The organism is Heliobacterium mobile (genome assembly GCF_009720735.1).
GTDB lineage: Bacteria > Bacillota > Desulfitobacteriia > Heliobacteriales > Heliobacteriaceae > Heliobacterium > Heliobacterium mobile.
The window spans coordinates 66,403-85,239 of sequence record NZ_WNKU01000016.1 but is presented as its reverse complement, the minus strand read 5'-3'; the positions used below and the strand labels follow the sequence as shown (position 1 = coordinate 85,239).

Annotated in this window: 19 protein-coding genes; all 19 read right to left on the bottom strand. The window is 44.7% G+C overall.

Annotated elements, in window-relative coordinates:
• Nucleotides 1–533 (bottom strand): transposase (locus GJ688_RS13240; protein WP_207708811.1); only part of this gene is annotated, 533 nt, incomplete at its 3' end.
• Between the two features lie 77 nt (nt 534–610).
• On the bottom strand, nt 611–2,617 hold the full coding sequence (locus GJ688_RS13235) for a beta-alanine-activating enzyme beta-propeller domain-containing protein (protein ID WP_155477033.1): 2,007 nt from the start codon (nt 2,615–2,617) through the stop codon (nt 611–613).
• A 52-nt stretch (nt 2,618–2,669) separates the two neighbouring features.
• Nucleotides 2,670–3,728 (bottom strand): UDP-N-acetylglucosamine 4,6-dehydratase family protein, encoded by a 1,059-nt coding sequence (locus GJ688_RS13230; protein WP_235910970.1) that lies wholly within the window; start codon nt 3,726–3,728, stop codon nt 2,670–2,672.
• Between the two features lie 46 nt (nt 3,729–3,774).
• Nucleotides 3,775–4,326 (bottom strand): hypothetical protein, encoded by a 552-nt coding sequence (locus GJ688_RS13225; protein WP_155477032.1) that lies wholly within the window; start codon nt 4,324–4,326, stop codon nt 3,775–3,777.
• Nucleotides 4,327–4,405: 79 nt separating this feature from the next.
• On the bottom strand, nt 4,406–4,864 hold the full coding sequence (locus GJ688_RS13220) for a flagellar protein FlaG (RefSeq protein WP_155477031.1): 459 nt from the start codon (nt 4,862–4,864) through the stop codon (nt 4,406–4,408).
• A gap of 103 nt (nt 4,865–4,967) precedes the next feature.
• On the bottom strand, nt 4,968–6,785 hold the full coding sequence (locus GJ688_RS13215; RefSeq protein WP_170291968.1) for a motility associated factor glycosyltransferase family protein: 1,818 nt from the start codon (nt 6,783–6,785) through the stop codon (nt 4,968–4,970).
• Between the two features lie 48 nt (nt 6,786–6,833).
• Entirely contained in the window at nt 6,834–7,454 is a 621-nt protein-coding gene (fliS, locus tag GJ688_RS13210; RefSeq protein ID WP_235910969.1) for a flagellar export chaperone FliS, read from the bottom strand.
• A gap of 31 nt (nt 7,455–7,485) precedes the next feature.
• On the bottom strand, nt 7,486–7,893 hold the full coding sequence (locus GJ688_RS13205) for a hypothetical protein (RefSeq protein ID WP_155477029.1): 408 nt from the start codon (nt 7,891–7,893) through the stop codon (nt 7,486–7,488).
• Between the two features lie 3 nt (nt 7,894–7,896).
• The gene (gene fliD, locus GJ688_RS13200; protein ID WP_155477028.1) at nt 7,897–9,453 is read right to left on the bottom strand and encodes a flagellar filament capping protein FliD; all 1,557 of its coding nucleotides are present in this window, start codon (nt 9,451–9,453) and stop codon (nt 7,897–7,899) included.
• 202 nt (nt 9,454–9,655) lie between these two features.
• Entirely contained in the window at nt 9,656–10,885 is a 1,230-nt protein-coding gene (locus tag GJ688_RS13195) for a flagellin N-terminal helical domain-containing protein (protein ID WP_155477027.1), read from the bottom strand.
• 368 nt (nt 10,886–11,253) lie between these two features.
• Nucleotides 11,254–12,480 (bottom strand): flagellin N-terminal helical domain-containing protein, encoded by a 1,227-nt coding sequence (locus tag GJ688_RS13190; protein ID WP_155477026.1) that lies wholly within the window; start codon nt 12,478–12,480, stop codon nt 11,254–11,256.
• A 144-nt stretch (nt 12,481–12,624) separates the two neighbouring features.
• Complete coding sequence (gene csrA, locus GJ688_RS21380) at nt 12,625–12,924, bottom strand: carbon storage regulator CsrA (RefSeq protein ID WP_170291967.1); 300 nt, start codon at nt 12,922–12,924, stop codon at nt 12,625–12,627.
• Nucleotides 12,925–13,392 (bottom strand): flagellar assembly protein FliW, encoded by a 468-nt coding sequence (fliW, locus tag GJ688_RS13180; RefSeq protein ID WP_155477025.1) that lies wholly within the window; start codon nt 13,390–13,392, stop codon nt 12,925–12,927.
• A gap of 102 nt (nt 13,393–13,494) precedes the next feature.
• Nucleotides 13,495–13,905 (bottom strand): DUF6470 family protein, encoded by a 411-nt coding sequence (locus GJ688_RS13175; protein WP_155477024.1) that lies wholly within the window; start codon nt 13,903–13,905, stop codon nt 13,495–13,497.
• 51 nt (nt 13,906–13,956) lie between these two features.
• A complete protein-coding gene (gene flgL / locus GJ688_RS13170) occupies nt 13,957–14,895 on the bottom strand; it encodes a flagellar hook-associated protein FlgL (RefSeq protein ID WP_155477023.1) in 939 nt (312 codons plus the stop codon).
• A 107-nt stretch (nt 14,896–15,002) separates the two neighbouring features.
• Entirely contained in the window at nt 15,003–17,228 is a 2,226-nt protein-coding gene (gene flgK / locus GJ688_RS13165) for a flagellar hook-associated protein FlgK (protein WP_155477022.1), read from the bottom strand.
• 16 nt (nt 17,229–17,244) lie between these two features.
• Nucleotides 17,245–17,820, bottom strand: coding sequence for a flagellar protein FlgN (locus GJ688_RS13160; protein WP_155477021.1), 576 nt, complete (start codon nt 17,818–17,820; stop codon nt 17,245–17,247).
• A 39-nt stretch (nt 17,821–17,859) separates the two neighbouring features.
• A complete protein-coding gene (flgM, locus tag GJ688_RS13155; RefSeq protein ID WP_170291966.1) occupies nt 17,860–18,153 on the bottom strand; it encodes a flagellar biosynthesis anti-sigma factor FlgM in 294 nt (97 codons plus the stop codon).
• A gap of 234 nt (nt 18,154–18,387) precedes the next feature.
• On the bottom strand, nt 18,388–18,801 hold the full coding sequence (locus tag GJ688_RS13150) for a TIGR03826 family flagellar region protein (protein WP_155477019.1): 414 nt from the start codon (nt 18,799–18,801) through the stop codon (nt 18,388–18,390).
• Between the last annotated feature and the right edge of the window lie 36 nt (nt 18,802–18,837).

Genomic DNA, 18,837 nt, shown 5'->3' with positions numbered 1-18,837 from the left:
CCAATTCGGTTGGTTACTTTTTGGGAACTTAACAGGGAAAAATCAATGGGAAGAAAGCTATGCCCATCACTCCAACCCAGCGTGAGCATGCGAAATCCACGGACAAATTGCCCGGCTGCGTGATCATGGACTCTCGCTAATAACTCGACACATTTACTGCGATTTCGACTAAAAATGGAATCGTCCACAATGAAACAACATACGCGTTTGTCCGAAGTAAGTCGCTTCATAGCGGAAATCCTCTCCGTGCTTAACGAGGAAAGAAACTTACGCCATCCGTAATGAGGGGAGTTGAGGAAGCGATAAATCGCATCTTTTCCGGGAAAGAGTTCACCTTTACTGCTCTGTAGTAATTTGTGCCATGTCTTATGACGGAAAATCAATAAGAAAGCAACTTGAAAAAGATAAAAACACGAAAAACCATTACTCTTACAAATGCCAGCCTGGCGAAGATGTTTGCCAATTTTTAATTCAGAAAAAGCACCGCGAATGTCATTCGGGAGTTGATCGACTTGACCCTTTTGCTCTATCATAGGGAGTGACACCTCTCTCTGGTAGCGTTTAGTTAGCGGTAACTTCACTTTACCAGTCGTAGAGGTGTTTTTCTATGTCAAGCACCAGAATTTAATTGCGAAATTCCTATACTGGTTAAAGGCTTAACGCGATTTTTGATCTGCGAAACTTGAGTTATTGAATAAAAACCGCTTCTGGAGCCTATATACAGTGTATCTTTAACGATATTAGCAGACGCTACAATTTCGTCACCTACTAGAAGTGACCATCGTTTTTTTCCGTTTAGATCAATGGCGTAAAGTTTTTTATCAAAAGTTCCCAGATAAATCAATTCATTATAAACCAGTGGTGAAGAGTATATTGCTCCCTCTGCTTTAAATGTCCATTTAACCTCACCTTTTGTCGAAATACAGTAGAGTATTCCCTCCTCCGTCCCAACAAGCAACAAATTATCGGATCGTTTAATAGTTAGGATTGCACCCTGTACATCCAAACTCCATTTCAAGTCTCCATTCTGAGTGATTGCATATATCTTCTTGTCGTAAGATCCAAAGAAAATCGTCCCGTCGTACCCTAACGTGGGTGTCGCACGTATTTTACCTTCGGTTTTAAAGTACCACTTCATCGCTCCATCTTGATGTATTGCATAAAGTTTTCCATCATCTGATCCAATATAAATTGTTTCATCCGGACCAATAATAGGAGAACCGAATATTTCATCATCCGTTTTATAACTCCATTGAGACACGCCATCAGAATTAATCGCGTATAAGTGATTATCTCTAGAACCGATATATATAATACCATTTTTCCCTATAACAGGTGATGAAAAAACCGGTCCGTGAGTGGCATATCTCCATTTCAGCTTTCCATCTGTGTATAAAGCATATACATAGTTATCGAAACTTCCAAAATATATTCCCCCATGTTCGTCTATTATAGGTGTGGAGTATATAATACCATCCGTTCTAAAAAACCAATCCACTTGACCTTTGGGTGTTAGTGCATACAAATTATGGTCATAAGAGCCTACATATACTACCCCATCTTCTCGTACTATAGGACTACTGTGAAATTGTGCTCCTGTATGAAAAACCCAATTAAACCGCCTTAGCTGAAGATTATTTATCGAGGCAACTCCATTATCTGTACCGTAATAAATTGAACCATCTCGACTACAGGTTACTTCTGTCTGGATAGGCATTTCTACAGGCATTTCAAATTTAATTTTTTTATCTGGCGACAAGACCAGTAAGGTTTGCTGTATAGTCCCTATATACATCCTACCTTCAGTGTCTTTAGCAGGTCCAGTAAACAGGTTTGATCCAATTTTGACTTTACTTTTAATCTCACCGTTAAGTGATAACGAATATATAAAACCATTTAGACAACCAATATATATTAATTCTTCATTACTTATCACAGCTTTGTGATGAATCGCAGCTTCCGCAAGAAATGTCCATCGAACATTACCTTTATTATCTATCGCATAAAACTTATTATCCCAAGATCCAATATAAACAGTTCCCTCTTTGTCAATACTCGGAGATGCATAAACCGGACCTTCTGTTTCAACTAACCATTTTAAAACGCCGTCTGCACTTATGGCATATATATTTCCATCTAGGGAACCAAAACAAACTGATGACCGATCAGTCATCAAAATCGGAGTAGAATAAATACCGTCATTTGTCTGGTATTTCCACTTCAACTTCCCTTCAATTGTAAGTGCATAAAGGGCGCCATCCAAAGTTCCGAAATATACTGTACCCTTTTCACTAATCAATACAGAAGAATTGATTGGCCCCTCAGAAAGAAATGACCACATCAATTTTCCATCTGGACTTATGGAATATAGACGCCTATCATATGTTCCAAAGAATATTTTTCCGTCTTCTGAAATTTCCGGAGCGGAGTATATCGGTCCTTCAGTTCGGAAAGACCATTTTAGGCTTCCGTCTGCACGCAAGGCATAAAGACGACAATCTAACGAACATATATATATTGTCCCATCTTTGCCTACTACAGGTCTGGCTTTTACGCTTTTTTCTGTATTAAATACCCAGTTCCTATTGCTAATTTGCCTTTCTATACCATCGTCCATATCGATTTCAACCCCAAATTAAACTATCGTTATTATTTTTCAACTAACTAATTTAGAAATTTCGCGCAAAAATACCTTCCCTAGATAACAACAATCGTAATTCGTCTTTCGTAAGCGATACTGCCGATTCAGAAGAGCATGATGCGTCCTTCTTCTTGTCTTCAATCACGGTTGTAGCACTTGAGTCAAGGGCAGCAGGCAATACAAACATTCGTTCCATTTCAATGGACAGGACGCTCTCGTCAGAAGTCATGAGTTCTTCAAACCGTTTTTCCCCCGGACGCAAACCAATATATTCTATTTTTATTGCCTCCGGTTTACGACCGACGACGGGCGCATATTCTTCAATGAAAACTTGAGCGAGATCTCCCAATCGAATAACCGGCATCTTTAGTACAAAAACTTCTCCACCTCTAGCAAATGCTCCTGCTGAAAGCGTTAAATCTGCAGCTTGCGATAAGGTCATCATAAACCGTGTCATGTTAGGATCGGTAACTGTCACAGGCCCACCTTTTTCAATTTGCCGCTTAAACACTTCAATAACACTTCCACGGCTATTCATAACGTTACCAAAGCGTACGGAAGAAAAAATCGTTCGACGAGTTCCCCTCCACTGCCGTGCTGCCGAAATAAGCCGTTCAGCTAAAAGTTTCGTTGCTCCCATCGTATTTGTGGGGTTGACTGCTTTATCTGAACTTGTATATACAACTCGTTCAACATAATTATATAATGCCGCATCAATCACATTCTGGGTCCCAAGCACATTTGTCTGAACCGCCTCGTAGGGGTTATATTCACATAGAGGTACGTGTTTTAGACTGGCTAAATGAAAGACGACTTGTACTCCTTCCATAGCCCGTTTCAATCGTTCTTTATCGCGAACGTCACCGAGCAAAAAGCGAAGTTCCGGTCGATGGGCGTACTCTTGCTGAAGTTCAAACTGTTTTGCTTCGTCACGGCTAAAGAGTCGAACCGTTTTGGGATTACAATCTAGCACTTTGGGCAAAAGCGTTCGACCTAACGAACCAGTTGCACCCGTTATCAATACTACTTTATTCCGTAAGTATTCAGCGACTTTGCTAGAGTCATTCATCGGATTAATTTCTTCCATACGATTCACCTCGCTTCACCTTAAAAAGTAACTGTATCCATACACATTAATTTTCAACAAAACTCTTCCGAATCCCTTCTAGCCATGGAGTCAGCTCATACTTCAGTAAATCCCCTATGAAAATCGTATCCCTATTTCTCATCGCTTGTTCGAGTTCTCCTAATAAGTCAAAGAAACGCCCCTGGTCATAGTTTCCCATGCCTAACAACTTTGCCGAAGAGTCTAAAAAACTCAATCCTTCGCTGAGATTCTCCATCTCTTTCCAGGTATCGGCACTAGCATCACCATAAAACTGATCGGCGAGACGAGGTACACCAACCACTAGTCTCTCCAAATACTCTTTTACAGATTCGGCTAGTTCTAACAGTACTTCCTCCCGTGATGAAGTGAATAGGCGTACATCTACGTCTTCCAATCCAACGGCGTTTTCATTAAGGAACAGATCCCATTGCTCTCCATATTCCATATACTGTCCAGCGTGCTCGAATCCAGTTATAATTCGCGTCGGTTGACGATTCGTCCACACTTCTACGATCGATGAAATATCCACAGGTTTCGCCGCTTCTCCGACATACTCATCGTCAATCCATATCCTCATGAGAAAACGTCTCCTTTATACCCTAGTATAAAAGAGACACTGTTCTACGGTGTCTCTTTTTGTATACCAGTATCCTAAGTTATACTTTTTTATCTAAAACAATCCCAACAAAATCCCGTATCTTAGCCATTCTATCCAAAAATTCCTTCGGCGGAAATTCACGTAGAACGCGATTATTCCGCTGATCATAAACTTGGACAGACATCATTTCCATTTTTTCGTGCCATTGCAGTCGAATATCCGTGTTGATTGTCTGTAAAAAAGAATTCGTTTCCTGTAACATGCGAACCACTGTATCTTTCGAAAAACGATAGGGAGACTCATGAGCAAGAAGATCTACTACAGATTCTTTTTGATCGTTATGAGGAGCAGTGGCGCCTGACTGAAGGGTATCAGTCTGAAGGGTATTTGCGTTCACACTAACATCTGTAGTTTGGCCACCAGCTTGGTTCCGAGACGCACCCGATTCTGCACCGGACACACGAGGACTTGAAGTATTATAACCGCCATCCATAGCGTTTACGCTTGCCAATTCCATGGCTTTTCACTCCTCTAAGAAGTACTGTTCTTTTCTTCTTGACTTAATTATTATCGTTAGTTTGAGTATTTTCTTTATAGCCAATCCTTACTACGATTACTTCTTAAGACCATTCGGTTAACCCTTGCCGCAATTGCTGCAGGGCAGCCTCTACGCCGCGCAAAAACAGTGGTATTTCTCGGAAAGCAAAGCGTTTTTTCTCCTCCCAATCAAAATCGGCTGCGTCGGGTAAGTATTTCTGAATAATATGGGTTTCATTGCGAACTAAGTACGCGACGAGCGAGGTAAAGCCCCGGTGATTCAATAGCAGACCTAGACTTTGCAGCACTTTCTGATAACTTTTTAGAGCTTTGTCCTGATCCCCATTATTGCATCGCTCAGAAAATCTGTGTAACTGCTCCACCGTCTTCTTAAGCTCTATGTAGATATCATCAAGTATCTTCTCTACCCGCTTGGCCATCGGCTTGAGGCTCGTTCCACTTCTTCGGGGAAAAAGGAGAGGCGTTTTCCCAGTCGGTGTCTTATCACTAGATAGAGCCAGGAGCGATTCCCAATCCGAGTAGATTGTCCCTGCAATTTTTGCCCCCCGCCGTGCCGTGTTGATGATCTCCATCTCACCTGAAGGGATTTGTTGAATCACATATTCTAGATTTTGGCGCATGACTTGAAAGCTATTATCGGTAAATACGGTGGAACCATCATTGGCTTCCACAGGGTTGTATTTTCCTCGATCCTCTTCGCTGGCTCGGCCATCTTTGTAGCCGGCCTCATTCACACCTACAGCATATCTATGGTCATCGATAAAGGCCAAATCCTGACCCGCTAAAATTAATTTTCGAATACCTAGCTTATAAAGAAGCTGCAACGTAACCACGGCAATCGAAGGGGCGTCAGAAATCACCTCGTCAGTGTTGAGACCTCCAACGATCGCTTCATAGACATTATCCTGGTTGAGAATGAAGTGAGCCTGTGGACCTACGTGTTCACTGACGATATCACTGTAAATGGTACTGCCAAATACCATCGGAATTCCTTTATCGAGATTCGCTTGCAAAACCTTGTAGTTATTTACAAAGGGGTCGTAAGAAACGAACATATGCGGGGAAACGCCGTGACGAACCAAGGCATTGATACTCGTCCCTGCTGCTACGATGATCGCTTTCTTTTCTTTCTTCAGTGTGCGAAGATAGGGTATGGCTTCAGTTAACGATGGTCCTGACGCTGTCATAATTGCCATTTGCCCCGCAAAAAAGTCCCGGTGTTTGAACACCGAATCCGTTCTAAGGATATGAGGCAAGTTTTTCAAGGCGTTGGCGGCCCATTCTTTTTGGAAGGGGATGTTGATTTCAAGACTTTCAACATAACCAGCTCTCAATGATTTCATTCGTTCCTGAAACGAAGAGTAGACCTCTGGGAAACAACGCTGGACCGATGGAATCGTTAGTATCGTCCAGTCGTCTTTTATCTGTTGGATCATTTCCATTAAAAACTGTTCTTGTTTTGGACGATTCCCGTCGAAAGCCAAGTGACGAACTTGCTGCCACGGAAACGCAGTCCAGTCTCGATCGTGCAACGACGCCAAAAATACAGTCCCATCTGGTTCATAAATATGAAGTTGTACATTTGGTTTTCGTTTAACCAATGCTTCAACATGATATCCAAAAGCCAAGCCGAAAATAATGACGTGTCGGATACCATCAAGGTCTTGCTGGGACGCCCAGGCTTCGGCTTCTTGAATTGGATTGTAGCGACTGTGTAAATAAAAGGATCCTGCTTCTCGTTGATAAAAAGCTGTCGGAATGCCGGGAACTCGTGATGGTACTACTTGAACTAAATCATGAGGTTGCCATCCTTGGAGCTGCTCTATGATTAGCGGACAATATTCTTGAAAAAAACGGATGTTCCGATCCATTCGTGACATCATGTTCAGCCGCCTGTCCTGTAGGTTATTATCGCCCCAGCATCGGCATCATGCACCGGGGCTTGTTTGTGTGCTCTTTTGTATTCGAGACTGTTTTATCGCTTCAACCCACGTATCTTTTAAGTCTTGCAAAAACTCCTGAGCATGAATTAGATGGGTCTTGTCTTTTTTTACGTTCCCTTCCGTAAGGGAGTGTAGAATAAAATCATACAGCACCATCAACTGATGGGCAACCTCTTGGGACATATCAAGTGTTTCCATTAGTTCCATGATAATATCTTGTGCCCGCGATATATTCCGATGAGATTCTTGAACATTTTTCTCATCGATTGCTTTTATAGCCATTTTCGTAAACCGTAAGGCCCCGTCGTAGAGCAACGTAGTTAATTCTTCCGGGGGACTCGTCATCACTTTTTGGGTCAGATATACATCGGCACTGTTGCTTGGACTCCCTCCAACATGCGAATAAGCAATGCCGTTCTTTATCGGCATATTCGGTTGATTTGAAACTGGATTTGCAAACGAACCAGTTGGTACGCTCGCAGAGTCAACTGGGGATGCTGGCGATGGTATCGTTGATGTTGGTGAAGCGCCCATTTTAATTCCATTTTTGGCTGCACTATAGGCTTTTTGCGCCGCATAAGCTTGGGCTGAATTCCGAGGATTCATGTATATATCTCCTTTTTCTCTTGTAATTACGTTAACCTCGATGATCCATCAAGCTTGTGGGTTCTATCATTTCAATCTTATGATAAGCCTCAAACCTATCAATTTGCCGCTTTAATTCACTCATCTGTAGGATCAGTTCATGTTTTATTTCCTCATTCGTCGCCGCTATCTGGTTTAAAAGATCTTCTTTTCGGGTGGCTTCCATCCCTATTTTCGCACCCTGCCCCTTCCATCCCCCCCGTTCAATACGGTTTTGCATACCCTCTCGTTGTACCAGCATGTCACTAAACAATTCCATATTTTTTTGGCGAAGAGCCCATAGCATTTGCTTTGTCAAAAAAAAGTAATCATTCCAAATACTCTTTTCATCGGTTGCTATTTTGATCTCTTCGGCTTTAACCCTCTCGTTTTGCAAAGCCCCTGGCAAATTCCTATCCATATATTATCCCTTACCGCCTAACTGCTGTGTCAACCAGGAGCTTTGCGAATTTGACTTCTGTATTGCTTGTTCCATCGCCGTAAACTGTTTGTAGTATTGGTCTTCTTGGCGTGTCAACTGCTCATTCATATCGTCTAGCTGTTTATCATACCGCCGCAATTGCTTACCAAGATCACTCATGTCATCAGCCCCGGTTATGGTGCCAGCCCGAACTCGAATCTTATCCATGGCTTGCTTAAGTCGATCATATAGACGAACAGCGACACCGCAGTTGCTTAAATCGTTAACAGTATTTGTGGGGTCTGTCGGATCCGGTTTAGTTACTGTCGTACCAAAAACTTTGCTTACGACATCCGGATCCTCTGTAAGCGCCTTCCGCAGAGTATCTTCGTTAAGATAGAGTTTTCCACCTTCCGAATAGAGCCCTGTTGTAACCCCAAGCGACGATAAAGATTTGTACTTGCCTGTCAAACTCCCCACAGCGTCTGAAACGGAATAGCGCATCTGCGATACTAACTCACGCATTGAAGATTCATTGCGGAGCAAACCGCTTCGTGCTTTCTCTTGCCAAAGCGTAATATCGCTATCCTTCATGGCGCTTTTTTGTTCATCCGTTAGCGGCATAAAGTCCCGATATACTTTCTCATTAAGTTCTGTGTTCAACTTGTTCAATATTTCGTTATACTGGCTGACAAAATCTTTGACTACTTTTACCGAGCCCTCGATATCAGGGGATACTTGGAGAGAGGTGGTTGGTTCACCAGTTCCTAAAGTCTTTTGCTTAAACGCATAGACCACACCGGCAACCGTCAATGAGTTGCTGGTAAGATTTTTATAAGTAACGCCGTCGATCTGAACCTCTCCAGCCGTTCCTTTCCATTGACAACCAGTAGTTCCCCAAACACTGGTCGCAGCAGACGCTCCTCCGAGCTTAAGTTTAGCAACGAGTTCTTGCGCGCTGCTATCCGTAGTTGCTGAGAAATCGACCTTTGCATCCGCCCCAAGAGTTGTCGAGTTTAAATAAAAACGATCCAAATTTACATCATAACTCGCTTTAACTCCCGCGCCAGAGTTATTGATACTGCTTACGAGTTCGTAAATACTCTTCGTCGGATCAACTGTAATATCCTTTCCGTTAAGCTTTAAGACAAAGGGACTTGTCGAACTCAGCCCAAGATGGGTTTTCAAGGTGTTTTTATCAGCACTGGATGACGCGCTGATCGAGTCTTGACTTCCCAGGCTAACTCCTTGGGCTAAGGAGTTGACAGTTACGAGATGGACGGTGTTTGTCGCGTCCGCTGTCGCCGTGGCGGTCACTGCGTCACTGTTGCTGGATGAAACGCTTTTGGGACTCGTTGTATTCGACAGCTTAAGCTTAAATATCGAATCTCGATACGTGCGCAATTGATTGCTGAGGTCGATTAAGTCGGACTGTTGCCATTCTGTTTGTACCTTTTTTTGATAGACTTGATCTCTGCGAGTCGATTGGGCTTTCATCATTTGCTTTACCATTGAGTCGATATCCATCCCGCTGGCTAAACCAGAAATACGCATAGGCATGGAAAATCCCTCCCAGCTTCTCAAAAACGTTTATCTACGCATGCTCGTCATCATGTTTCGACTTATCTGTGCCTCTCTATCATTATTATCGAGAACTGCCGTAAAAAGCTTAACTCTATCCCCTCGTTTAATAAACCCTCTCTCAATTAAAAAGGCCTGGCATGAGCCAGGCCTTTCGAGAGCTATAAGAATTGGATGAAGCTTAGCGAAGCAGGCTGAGAACGCTTTGAGGGGCTTGGTTCGCTTGTGCCAACATGGAGTTAGCCGCTTGCTGAAGAATGTTAAGACGAGTGTAGTTCATCATTTCCTTAGCCATATCTACATCGCGGATTCGAGATTCGGAGGCCTGAATGTTTTCCGCTGCCGTGTCTACGTTGCGGATGGTGTATTCGAGGCGGTTTTGAAGGGCACCAAGCAAGCTCCGTTGAGAGGAAACTTTTTCAATAGCCTGTTGGATTCGTTCAATCGCAACCGCCGCACCCCACTTGGTGCTAATGTCTACACCACTCAGATCTAGTGACTTCGTACGCATGTCATTAATAGCAGCGAAAGTTGTTTGACCCGCGTTGGCTCCGATCTGGAACATCATGGAGCCAGAAAGTACCTTTTTGGCATCTTCATTCTTTCCGAAGACGAAGGTGATCGTTTCTCCGACTTTCATACCGCTTAAGGATGCACTAATTTGCTTGGATTGAGCGGCTGTACCAGCAGCAACACTGCTTCCTAATTTGATGCCCGACGCAGAGATATTTAAGAAGGTGGTATTAGTGCCGGCAAGCCGATTACCGGCGTTGTCGTAAATGGCAAAGTCTGACGCCGTATAATTACTCGATCCCGACGTCAGTTTTTCCCTCACCAGGATAACTGCTCCGTTGATTTTAACACCACTACTCGCAGCTTGATTTTCTCCAATGTCTTTGAACATATCTTGCAGATCCTTCAAGCCGCTAATTTGTAAGGAACTGTTGTTGTTGATTTGGACTACTCCATCCACTTTTTCCCGTGGACCGGCAGCACTGCCCTCTAGTAGTTTTTTGGTGTTGAACTCGGTGGTGTTACCGATACGATCGATTTCCAGCTTGAGTTGTTTTACTTCGCCTTGCAGTTCACGACGGTCAGAATCGGTGTTGGTGTCGTTCGTCGCTTGAACGGACAACTCACGCATCCGCTGCAGAATGTTATGGGTTTCTGCTAGTGCTCCTTCCGCCGTTTGGATCAGTGATATACCGTCTTGGGCGTTCCGGCTGGCTTGATTCAAGCCGCGAATCTGACCGCGCATCTTTTCCGAGATGGCAAGCCCGGCCGCGTCATCGCCAGCGCGATTGATGCGCATGCCTGACGACAGCTTTTCAATCGATTTGGCCTGCATACTACTGGTTACGCTCATGGACCTTTGGGTATTGATTGCCTGCATGTTGTGGTTGATAATCATCTGCATTTCCTCCTTGAATTAATCAATGGAACGTCCATGCCCCATTTTTTATCCGTTCCCGGGAACGGATGTAAGGCCTCAATATACCATCGGTATATATTTAGCTTACATTATATTTATCGGACAATTATTTAATTTCTTTAGCAATTATTCGCAAATTTATTTTTTATTTTTTGATATTTGGTATTTATATTTTGAATTTTAATTTTCTTGCAGGTATATTTAGTGGCATATAGCGAGTAAATGCATTTGTGTAAACTATTGCAAGAAGATAATTGACTTATTAACGGCCTTTGTATTAATCAATAAAATAGGAAAAGACCCAACTCCTGTTGGGTCTTTTCCTATTTTATTGATTAGCTCAAAGATTAACGGAGCAAGCTGAGAACACTTTGAGGCGCTTGGTTTGCCTGTGCCAACATGGAGTTCGCTGCTTGTTGGAGAATATTGAGACGGGTGTAGTTCATCATTTCCTTCGCCATGTCTACGTCGCGAATCCGGGATTCGGAAGCCTGGATGTTTTCCGCTGCCGTGTCGACGTTGCGGATGGTGTATTCGAGGCGGTTTTGAAGGGCACCGAGCAAGCTGCGTTGAGAGGAAACTTTCTCGATAGCTTGCTGAATTCGTTCAATAGCTACAGCAGCCCCCCATTTGGTACTAATGTCTACACCACTCAGATCAAGAGCTTTAACACGCATGTCATTAATTGCCGCAAAAGTGGTTTGGCCGGCGTTAGCACCAATTTGGAACATCATCGAGCCAGAAAGGACTTTTTTCGCGTCTTCGTTTTTACCAAAGACAAATGTGACTGTCTCGCCGACTTTCATTCCACTCAACGTCATACCAACCTGTTTGCCTTGTGCAGCCGTACTGGCAGTTATCGACGAACCCAGTTTTATTCCGCTTTGAGAAATATTCAGATAAGAAGACATGTTGCTACCGGAAAGGCGTTTGCCGTCGTTGGTATAAAGGGCAAAGTCCGTTGATTGAAAGCTACCAGATGTCTTGGTTTCTCTTACTAAGATAACCGCACCATTGATTAAAACACCGCTTGAAGAGGCTTTCCCTTCGCCAATGCCTTTAAAGGTATCCTGTAGAGCTTTTAAACCGCTGATCGACAAGGAACTATTGTTGTTAATCTGGACAACGCCGTCCACTTTTTCCCGAGGACCAGCTGCACTACCCTCCAACAGCTTTTTGGTGTTGAATTCGGTAGTGTTACCAATACGGTCAATTTCCAACTTGAGCTGCTTCACTTCGTTTTGCAGTTCCCGACGGTCGGAATCAGTGTTGGTGTCGTTGGTCGCTTGTACAGCCAACTCACGCATCCGCTGGAGAATGTTGTGAGTTTCCGTCAGCGCACCTTCTGCCGTTTGAATCAGGGAGATACCGTCTTGAGCATTTCGGCTCGCTTGGTTCAAGCCGCGGATCTGGCCGCGCATCTTTTCAGAAATGGCGAGACCGGCTGCGTCGTCACCGGCGCGGTTGATGCGCATACCGGAAGACAGTTTTTCAATCGACTTGGACTGAGCGCTGGTCGTTACGCTCATGGCGCGTTGGGTGTTCATTGCCATCATGTTGTGGTTGATAATCATGGATTATTCCTCCTTGAATACCTACTAGAGCATCCTTGCTCCATTTTTTTGGCCTCTTAAACCATATTGTAGATCCTTACCAGTTTCTCTTACAAATTCCGGTTAGGTCTACATTATCATTATCGAAACCTTCATCAAACAACTTTAGGCTTTTTCTGTGTGATTTTTAGTTTTTTTCATTCCCTTTTCTTGAGAATCCGTGCACAAAGCGTTTGCTTGCTCGTTTTTTAACAATGTAGTTAAACTCTGCATGTCCGGAACCGATTGTACCGCGTCACGGTTAGCCCGTTGAATCGCCTCATAGACCTCTCCACGATGGACAACTACATTCCGTGGTGCGTCTATACCGATCCGCACTTGGTCCCCCCGAACTTCCAAAATATTCACTTTGACGTTCTCGCCAATGACAATGCTTTCTCCGTTGCGCCGCGTTAATACAAGCACTTATTCTCCCCCTTTGCCAGCATTTCCGGCACTGGCTTTGGTGGCGGCAGTAAAGAGACGGTGTTTTGTGGTGTAGTTCGTCTTATCTAATACTACCTGTACCGCTTCCCCGTTTTTTCGATTAATCACTATCGGGGCCAGTAGATTCGTTGTCATATTCTCCAGGTTTTCTGGAACTGTGACGATCGTCCATATCTCACCGATATTAGCTTCATTGATGCCAATATGGCTGATTTGATTGATATGTATCGGAGCGTTATAGTCTGGAAAAAAGACAAAGGGGTTTACCACCAAAAATGCCAGCTGCGGGGTCATAAGGGACTGCAGAAAAGCAAAGGGAGAATCTTCCCCATGAGGAATGAGGACAAATTCGACTTCCTTCAGAAACCCCGGTAACCCATGAGAAAAACGGAGGATTTCTTCTCTTGATATATTCAATTCACCAAATCGTTCCGTTTGAATTCGCATTGTTTTCCTCCTAAAAATGTCTACGTTTCTCTAGCGACAGAGATAAGGAAATAGCGAATTCGATAGATACGAATTCGCTAGAAGCGGAAAGACAGGCGTGAATTAAATTAACTGATTGACAATCCGCCCTGTCAATGAATCTCCTGATGTTTGCACCCAACTGATATTCGGACCCTGTCGTTCATAGCGGATAATGGGAGGATCCAGACTAGCCAGTCGAATCTCAAAGCTATCAAAGGTGTCTAAGGCGCTCTTCCCAGCCTCGACAGCAGGGTCTGATTTATCCTCGATTCGGGCCATTCGATTCCCTTCAGCCGCAATGCGCCCGATAAAGGCAAGCATCGTCTGATTGCCCCGGTTCGCATTTTCTTGAGCGAAAACGGAAGTATCTTTAAAACCAAGGGAAGCCCGAACAGGTGTGTTGTCAATCGTGAGGATTCCTCGAGGCTGACTGATGCGAGGTTCAAATCCCCCCGGAAAGCCAGACATGCCGCTGGGTATCATGATCGCCATCGGGAGTCACCTCCCTATCTTTTTCTTCTCACGCCAGCGAATTAGCTATCGCTAACGCAAGAAATCCACCAACGAGGGTTGAATAATACGTGATCCGGCGGAGAGTGCTGCACGGAAGACGTTTTGCTGCATGCTCATATTTGTGTAAACTTGAGCCATATCGGCATCTTCTTTACCAGACAGAGCATCGGTGATATTTAAGTGGAACTCTTCTAACCGGGACTTGGTAAAATCAATGCGGTTGGCTCGAGCACCAATCGAGGATCGTTCATCATTCACTCCGTCCAAGAATTGATCGGTCACATCTAGAAATTTGTCGAGGCTCTTCGTAGAATTGGGATCTTTCAGCTCTTTCGTAAGCGCGTCCAACATGTTGAAAAGGTTTTTCTCAGGTGCCGGAGTGGTAGGCGTCGTCAAATCATTCCAGTTAAAATCGTTGCGAACGAAGATATCGAACCCTTTTGAGTTCATCGGCACAGTGGCATTGGCGTCAATTTCAACGTTGATATCACCATTGTTTCCTTGCCACACCCAGTTGCCGTTGCTGTCTTTTGTACAGGGCGGTTTGTCTGTATTGGTCCCAGCAAAAATATAACGTCCAGCGATCGTCGTATTCGACACGTTTTTTAAGTGGTCATTCAACTCGCCAATCTCATGGGCAATCGCTTGCTTTGAATCAGTGGTTGCAGTGCTGTTGTTTGCCTGCAAAACGAGTTCTCGCACCCGCTGTAGCACATTATTCACTTCAGATAAAGCCGAATCAGAGTTTTCGAGCCAGACCTGAATCTCACCAGTGTTTTTCATGTATTTATTCACTTGGACCAATGTTGACCGGTGAGTCATAATCTGCACATTCTCCATAGGAGCATCTTCCGGCAGTTGATATTGACGCCCGGTGGAGAGTTGATATTGGGTTTTATCCATTTTTCCTGTAATATCGTACAGTCCCGTCATGAAGTTCCGGGACATCATCGACTGGGTTATGCGCATATCGGTTCACCTCGCCTACGTTACTTAATTCTTGCCTACGTGACATGATCAAATCGCTGTTCAGGAGATAACGTTGTTATCTCCTATCGCTTACTGTATAAACAGACCTATCTTCCCACTAATCCTAACCGATTGATAATCGTATCCAGCATTTCGTCCATCGCATTCACTAAACGGGCCGACGCATTATATGCTTGTTGGTACCGGATCATATTGGTCATTTCCTCATCCATAGAAACGGAAGAAACAGAATCCCTTTGTTTTTGAATGTTGTCCGTTAGTGTCGTTTGGTTGTCCTTCATTCGCTTCGCTTCCTGCCCAGCCACACCTAAGTCACCCACAAAGTTACGGTAGAAGTCGTCATAAGACTCGGGGGTTAAGAAATCACGCATTTTCTGGTACTTCAAGTTGGCAAGAGCGAGAGCGTTGCGGTTATCACCGATGACCGTCGTGCCGTTGGTGGAAGATGTTTTCGATGGCTTGGAGCAGGCCAGTGTGGCTGCAGTCAGTTCGGGATTCACAACAATGGAGCTTAGACTTTTGGGATCCGATAAAAGGTCTGAACTGTCGACAAAGAATCTGCGATCACTTCGCAGCAGGCTTGGGTTATTTCTGAGGTCCGATTCTGAAACGCCAGCCATATGCACTTCATTGATGGTTTGAACCACCACGAGCGCCAATTCGTCTAGTTGCCGGCGGGCATCTTGAATAATCCCTTCCCGTTTGGTGATTTGGAACTCATAGGTGCCCACAGGTGCCGAAAAAGGCGTAACACCGGAGGAAGAAATCATGTTGCCCGTATCGAAAGTGATTAAATTCATATTTTTCCCGGCATCTGTCAAGGTGACCCTCGCCCCAACGACGGAAGCACTCAGAACACCCAGTCCAGCGCTGGAAGGTAAACTGATGGCCACATTATGTCCGTTTTGTACCGAGAGGGCCGATCCCCACGCGCCGGAAACCACAGGGACACCGGGCAGAAGCCCCGCCGCTGATGCTAATGCAAGTGTAAATGCGCCTGATGCGCTCACATTCTCTATGGAGTTGAAAATGACCTGCAGTCCACCGGCTGAGGCGGTTTTGGCCAACCGAGCTTGTATCCCAGTTTCCTCGGTGAAAGCGTTAACCTTATCGATAAATGAGCCGATATTATCGTTTTTATTGAGGAATATATTGCACGTTTTGCCACCGTAGTTGAGCGCAAGCGTGCTCGCTGTCGTGAAGGGAAATGATTTCGCAGGCAAGTTCAATGTCGCCGACAGCGGTTGCCAGGCTGTCGTGATCGTGAATTTATAGTTACCGGTAGGGGCAGCACTTGTTAAATGCATCGATTTTAGATTGTCGATGCTCGGTCCGCTGATACCCTTGATCTGCCAATCGAATTTGTCGCTCCCGAAGAGCGAAGCCTTTCCTGAGGGGACAAATGTGCCGCGGGACTCTAAAATCCCCCGTAACTCTCCGTCACTAAAATAGGCATCTTGCCCGGAGTCCCATTTGACTTCTAAAAGAGCTCGATTGCTCGCATCAACGGCGTCATATGTGACCAATTGTCTACAACTGGTACCGTATACAAGGGTGCCATTACCAGCGGAAACATCAACCATGCCGCTAGCATCTTCCGATACAGAGATATTGGCCATTTTAGCCAATTTATCGAGTAATAGATCCCGCTGATCTCTCAAGTCGTTCGCATTTTGCCGGTAACCGCCTTGTACACTGCTATCAGCGTTACCTGCCTCAATCGTCTGAATTTGTCCATTCAGCACAGCGATCTGCCGGGCATAGCTATTAACATCGTACACCCTTTGGGACAATTGATTATTAAGCGATTGTTCCATTTGATCCAGTTGTCGGCTGATATGCTGAAACGTCTCTACCAGCGCCTTGCCCCGCTCGACGACGACGCCGCGAGCTGCCGTAGGACTATCAGTGTTCGGAGTGACATCTTCCCAAGCTTCCCAGAACTGATCCATCACACTTGAGAGGCCCTTGTCTTCGCTTTCCGAAAGAAGCGACTGAACTTGTTGGAGTGTATTCGATTTGATCGAGAACGAACCGAGTGTTCGGATTTCTTTTCGATAATTTAAGTCCAAAAAGGAGTCCCGGTAGCGGCGGATTTCGCTCACATCCACCCCGGTTCCAATCTGTGCCGCACCGTACACCCCATGCATTGATGGCGCAAATAAAGAAGGGGTCGTCACCATCGCTATCGTTTGACGCGAGTATCCTTCCGTGTTGACGTTCGACATATTGTGACCAGTCACATCGAGCCCTATACGGTTGGCATTGATACCCCGCTTGGCAATTTCCAAGCCAAAAAAGGTTGATGTCATTGTGTGCCTCCCTTTTTTAGGCCCGTTTGTTAAATATAGAAAGCAGCTCTGCTTCCTTTTCTCCTTCCGGACCGTAACTTGGCGTTATGTTCGTAACCGCTTGACTGATCATGTCTTGTAGTTGATTTAAAAAGTCCAGCGATAAATGAATCATTTCTTCATTACGTGCATTTTGTTTTTTCAGTGCCTTCATCAGGTTCTGCAGTTCGTCCATCCGTTTTCGAATATCCAGCTGATATTCCAGCGGGATGTAGGGAATCAACTCATTCAGTGTGGCGTGCTTAGTTAAAGCCTGCAGGTTTTTATTACTTCGTTCAAAGTTAAGAGCGTCAATCCATTCCTCACAGAGCTTTTGCCGCTTTAATTCCACTTGTCCCGTTTGGAAGATAAGCGTGTTTTGCGCTTCCGTTATTTTTTGCACTTCCTGGATGTTCGATTTCATAATGGCTTTTTCCTGACTTTGCGCTAATAGGAACAGACCCTGCATGAGTTTATGGTGAAGCGCTAGCAATTCGTCCAGTTGTCGAAAAAGGCCCTCCTGGGATTTTCCTCCGAGCGAAAAACCCCGGGGGACCTGTTCTCTGGTCGTCATCTAGATCACCCGAATTTCTATAAAAATTCAGAAGGCACTTTATTTGCTGCCGATCATTTTCTCCGCAATCTCTTCGCCGCTAATAGAATAGGTCCCGGTACGGAGAGCTTCCTGTACATGGAGCACCTTGTCCATGCGAATCTCGGGAACGTCTTGGATGGCTTTCATCGCACCCTGTAAAAGGCGCGCTTCTTCAGATAAGCTGAGTAAATCGGGGCTTTGTTTTATCCCATCTCCGCCTTTGGGTTCGGGGATACTCTCTGCCCTTTTGGTAACAGGTTCAGTGCTGTATGCTTTTCTAATATGCTGTATCAAATTGGACGAATGAATCATGCCTAGCACCTCCTGTGGCATTCTGTCCCTCACTTTTTCGACAAGGGCCTAGTATTTTAGTTTGCTGTTATTAATATCGTCGGCATAGACGGAAATCTTTAGTCGCTTTTTTCAACATGCGGGCCGAAAAAGAGCATGGACCCAAAGATCTGCATAGCCTGTCCCACCGGACCATGCATACTCTTTTGACCCATGCTCACTCTAAAACAGCTGTTATTTTGTCAATACAGTTATCTAGTCAAAATCAGCAGTAAAGAATTTATCTTTCGCACGTCCTTTTGTCTCCCGCTCTGGAGCCTTTGGCTGGGATAAGCCGGCAGCTCGTTGAAGGTCGCGGGCCAACTCATCTTGGCATTTGCCGCAGAACCTACCTTTGGTAATCGCCGTTCCGCAGCTCTCGCAATGCAATTCGGCACCTTGAATGCTGCCCGCCTCAAGTCGTCCTTCTTTGATGAATTGCAGAATCGTATCTTCATCTACACCGGTCTCTTGAATCACTATCAGCACTGGTGCTCCCGGATTCTCCCGAAGATACTCTCGCACAATCTCATATTGTTTTTCCTCTTCCTGAACGCAAACCGGACAGATTTTCCGGCCACCCTGAGGGATGAAAATCCGGTTGCAGCGGGGACAATTTTTGACGTTCATCGATATATCCCTCGTTTCTTCACTTTTATTTATTAT

Coding starts and splice junctions, on each gene's coding strand:
- GJ688_RS13235 (WP_155477033.1), bottom strand. CDS start 2,617: ATGGACGATGGTATAGAAAGGCAAATTAGCAATAGGAACTGGGTATTT.
- GJ688_RS13230 (WP_235910970.1), bottom strand. CDS start 3,728: ATGGAAGAAATTAATCCGATGAATGACTCTAGCAAAGTCGCTGAATAC.
- GJ688_RS13225 (WP_155477032.1), bottom strand. CDS start 4,326: ATGAGGATATGGATTGACGATGAGTATGTCGGAGAAGCGGCGAAACCT.
- GJ688_RS13220 (WP_155477031.1), bottom strand. CDS start 4,864: ATGGAATTGGCAAGCGTAAACGCTATGGATGGCGGTTATAATACTTCA.
- GJ688_RS13215 (WP_170291968.1), bottom strand. CDS start 6,785: ATGTCACGAATGGATCGGAACATCCGTTTTTTTCAAGAATATTGTCCG.
- fliS (WP_235910969.1), bottom strand. CDS start 7,454: ATGAATCCTCGGAATTCAGCCCAAGCTTATGCGGCGCAAAAAGCCTAT.
- GJ688_RS13205 (WP_155477029.1), bottom strand. CDS start 7,893: ATGGATAGGAATTTGCCAGGGGCTTTGCAAAACGAGAGGGTTAAAGCC.
- fliD (WP_155477028.1), bottom strand. CDS start 9,453: ATGCCTATGCGTATTTCTGGTTTAGCCAGCGGGATGGATATCGACTCA.
- GJ688_RS13195 (WP_155477027.1), bottom strand. CDS start 10,885: ATGATTATCAACCACAACATGCAGGCAATCAATACCCAAAGGTCCATG.
- GJ688_RS13190 (WP_155477026.1), bottom strand. CDS start 12,480: ATGATTATCAACCACAACATGATGGCAATGAACACCCAACGCGCCATG.
- fliW (WP_155477025.1), bottom strand. CDS start 13,392: ATGCGAATTCAAACGGAACGATTTGGTGAATTGAATATATCAAGAGAA.
- GJ688_RS13175 (WP_155477024.1), bottom strand. CDS start 13,905: ATGGCGATCATGATACCCAGCGGCATGTCTGGCTTTCCGGGGGGATTT.
- flgL (WP_155477023.1), bottom strand. CDS start 14,895: ATGCGCATAACCCAGTCGATGATGTCCCGGAACTTCATGACGGGACTG.
- flgK (WP_155477022.1), bottom strand. CDS start 17,228: ATGACATCAACCTTTTTTGGCTTGGAAATTGCCAAGCGGGGTATCAAT.
- GJ688_RS13160 (WP_155477021.1), bottom strand. CDS start 17,820: ATGACGACCAGAGAACAGGTCCCCCGGGGTTTTTCGCTCGGAGGAAAA.
- flgM (WP_170291966.1), bottom strand. CDS start 18,153: ATGATTCATTCGTCCAATTTGATACAGCATATTAGAAAAGCATACAGC.
- GJ688_RS13150 (WP_155477019.1), bottom strand. CDS start 18,801: ATGAACGTCAAAAATTGTCCCCGCTGCAACCGGATTTTCATCCCTCAG.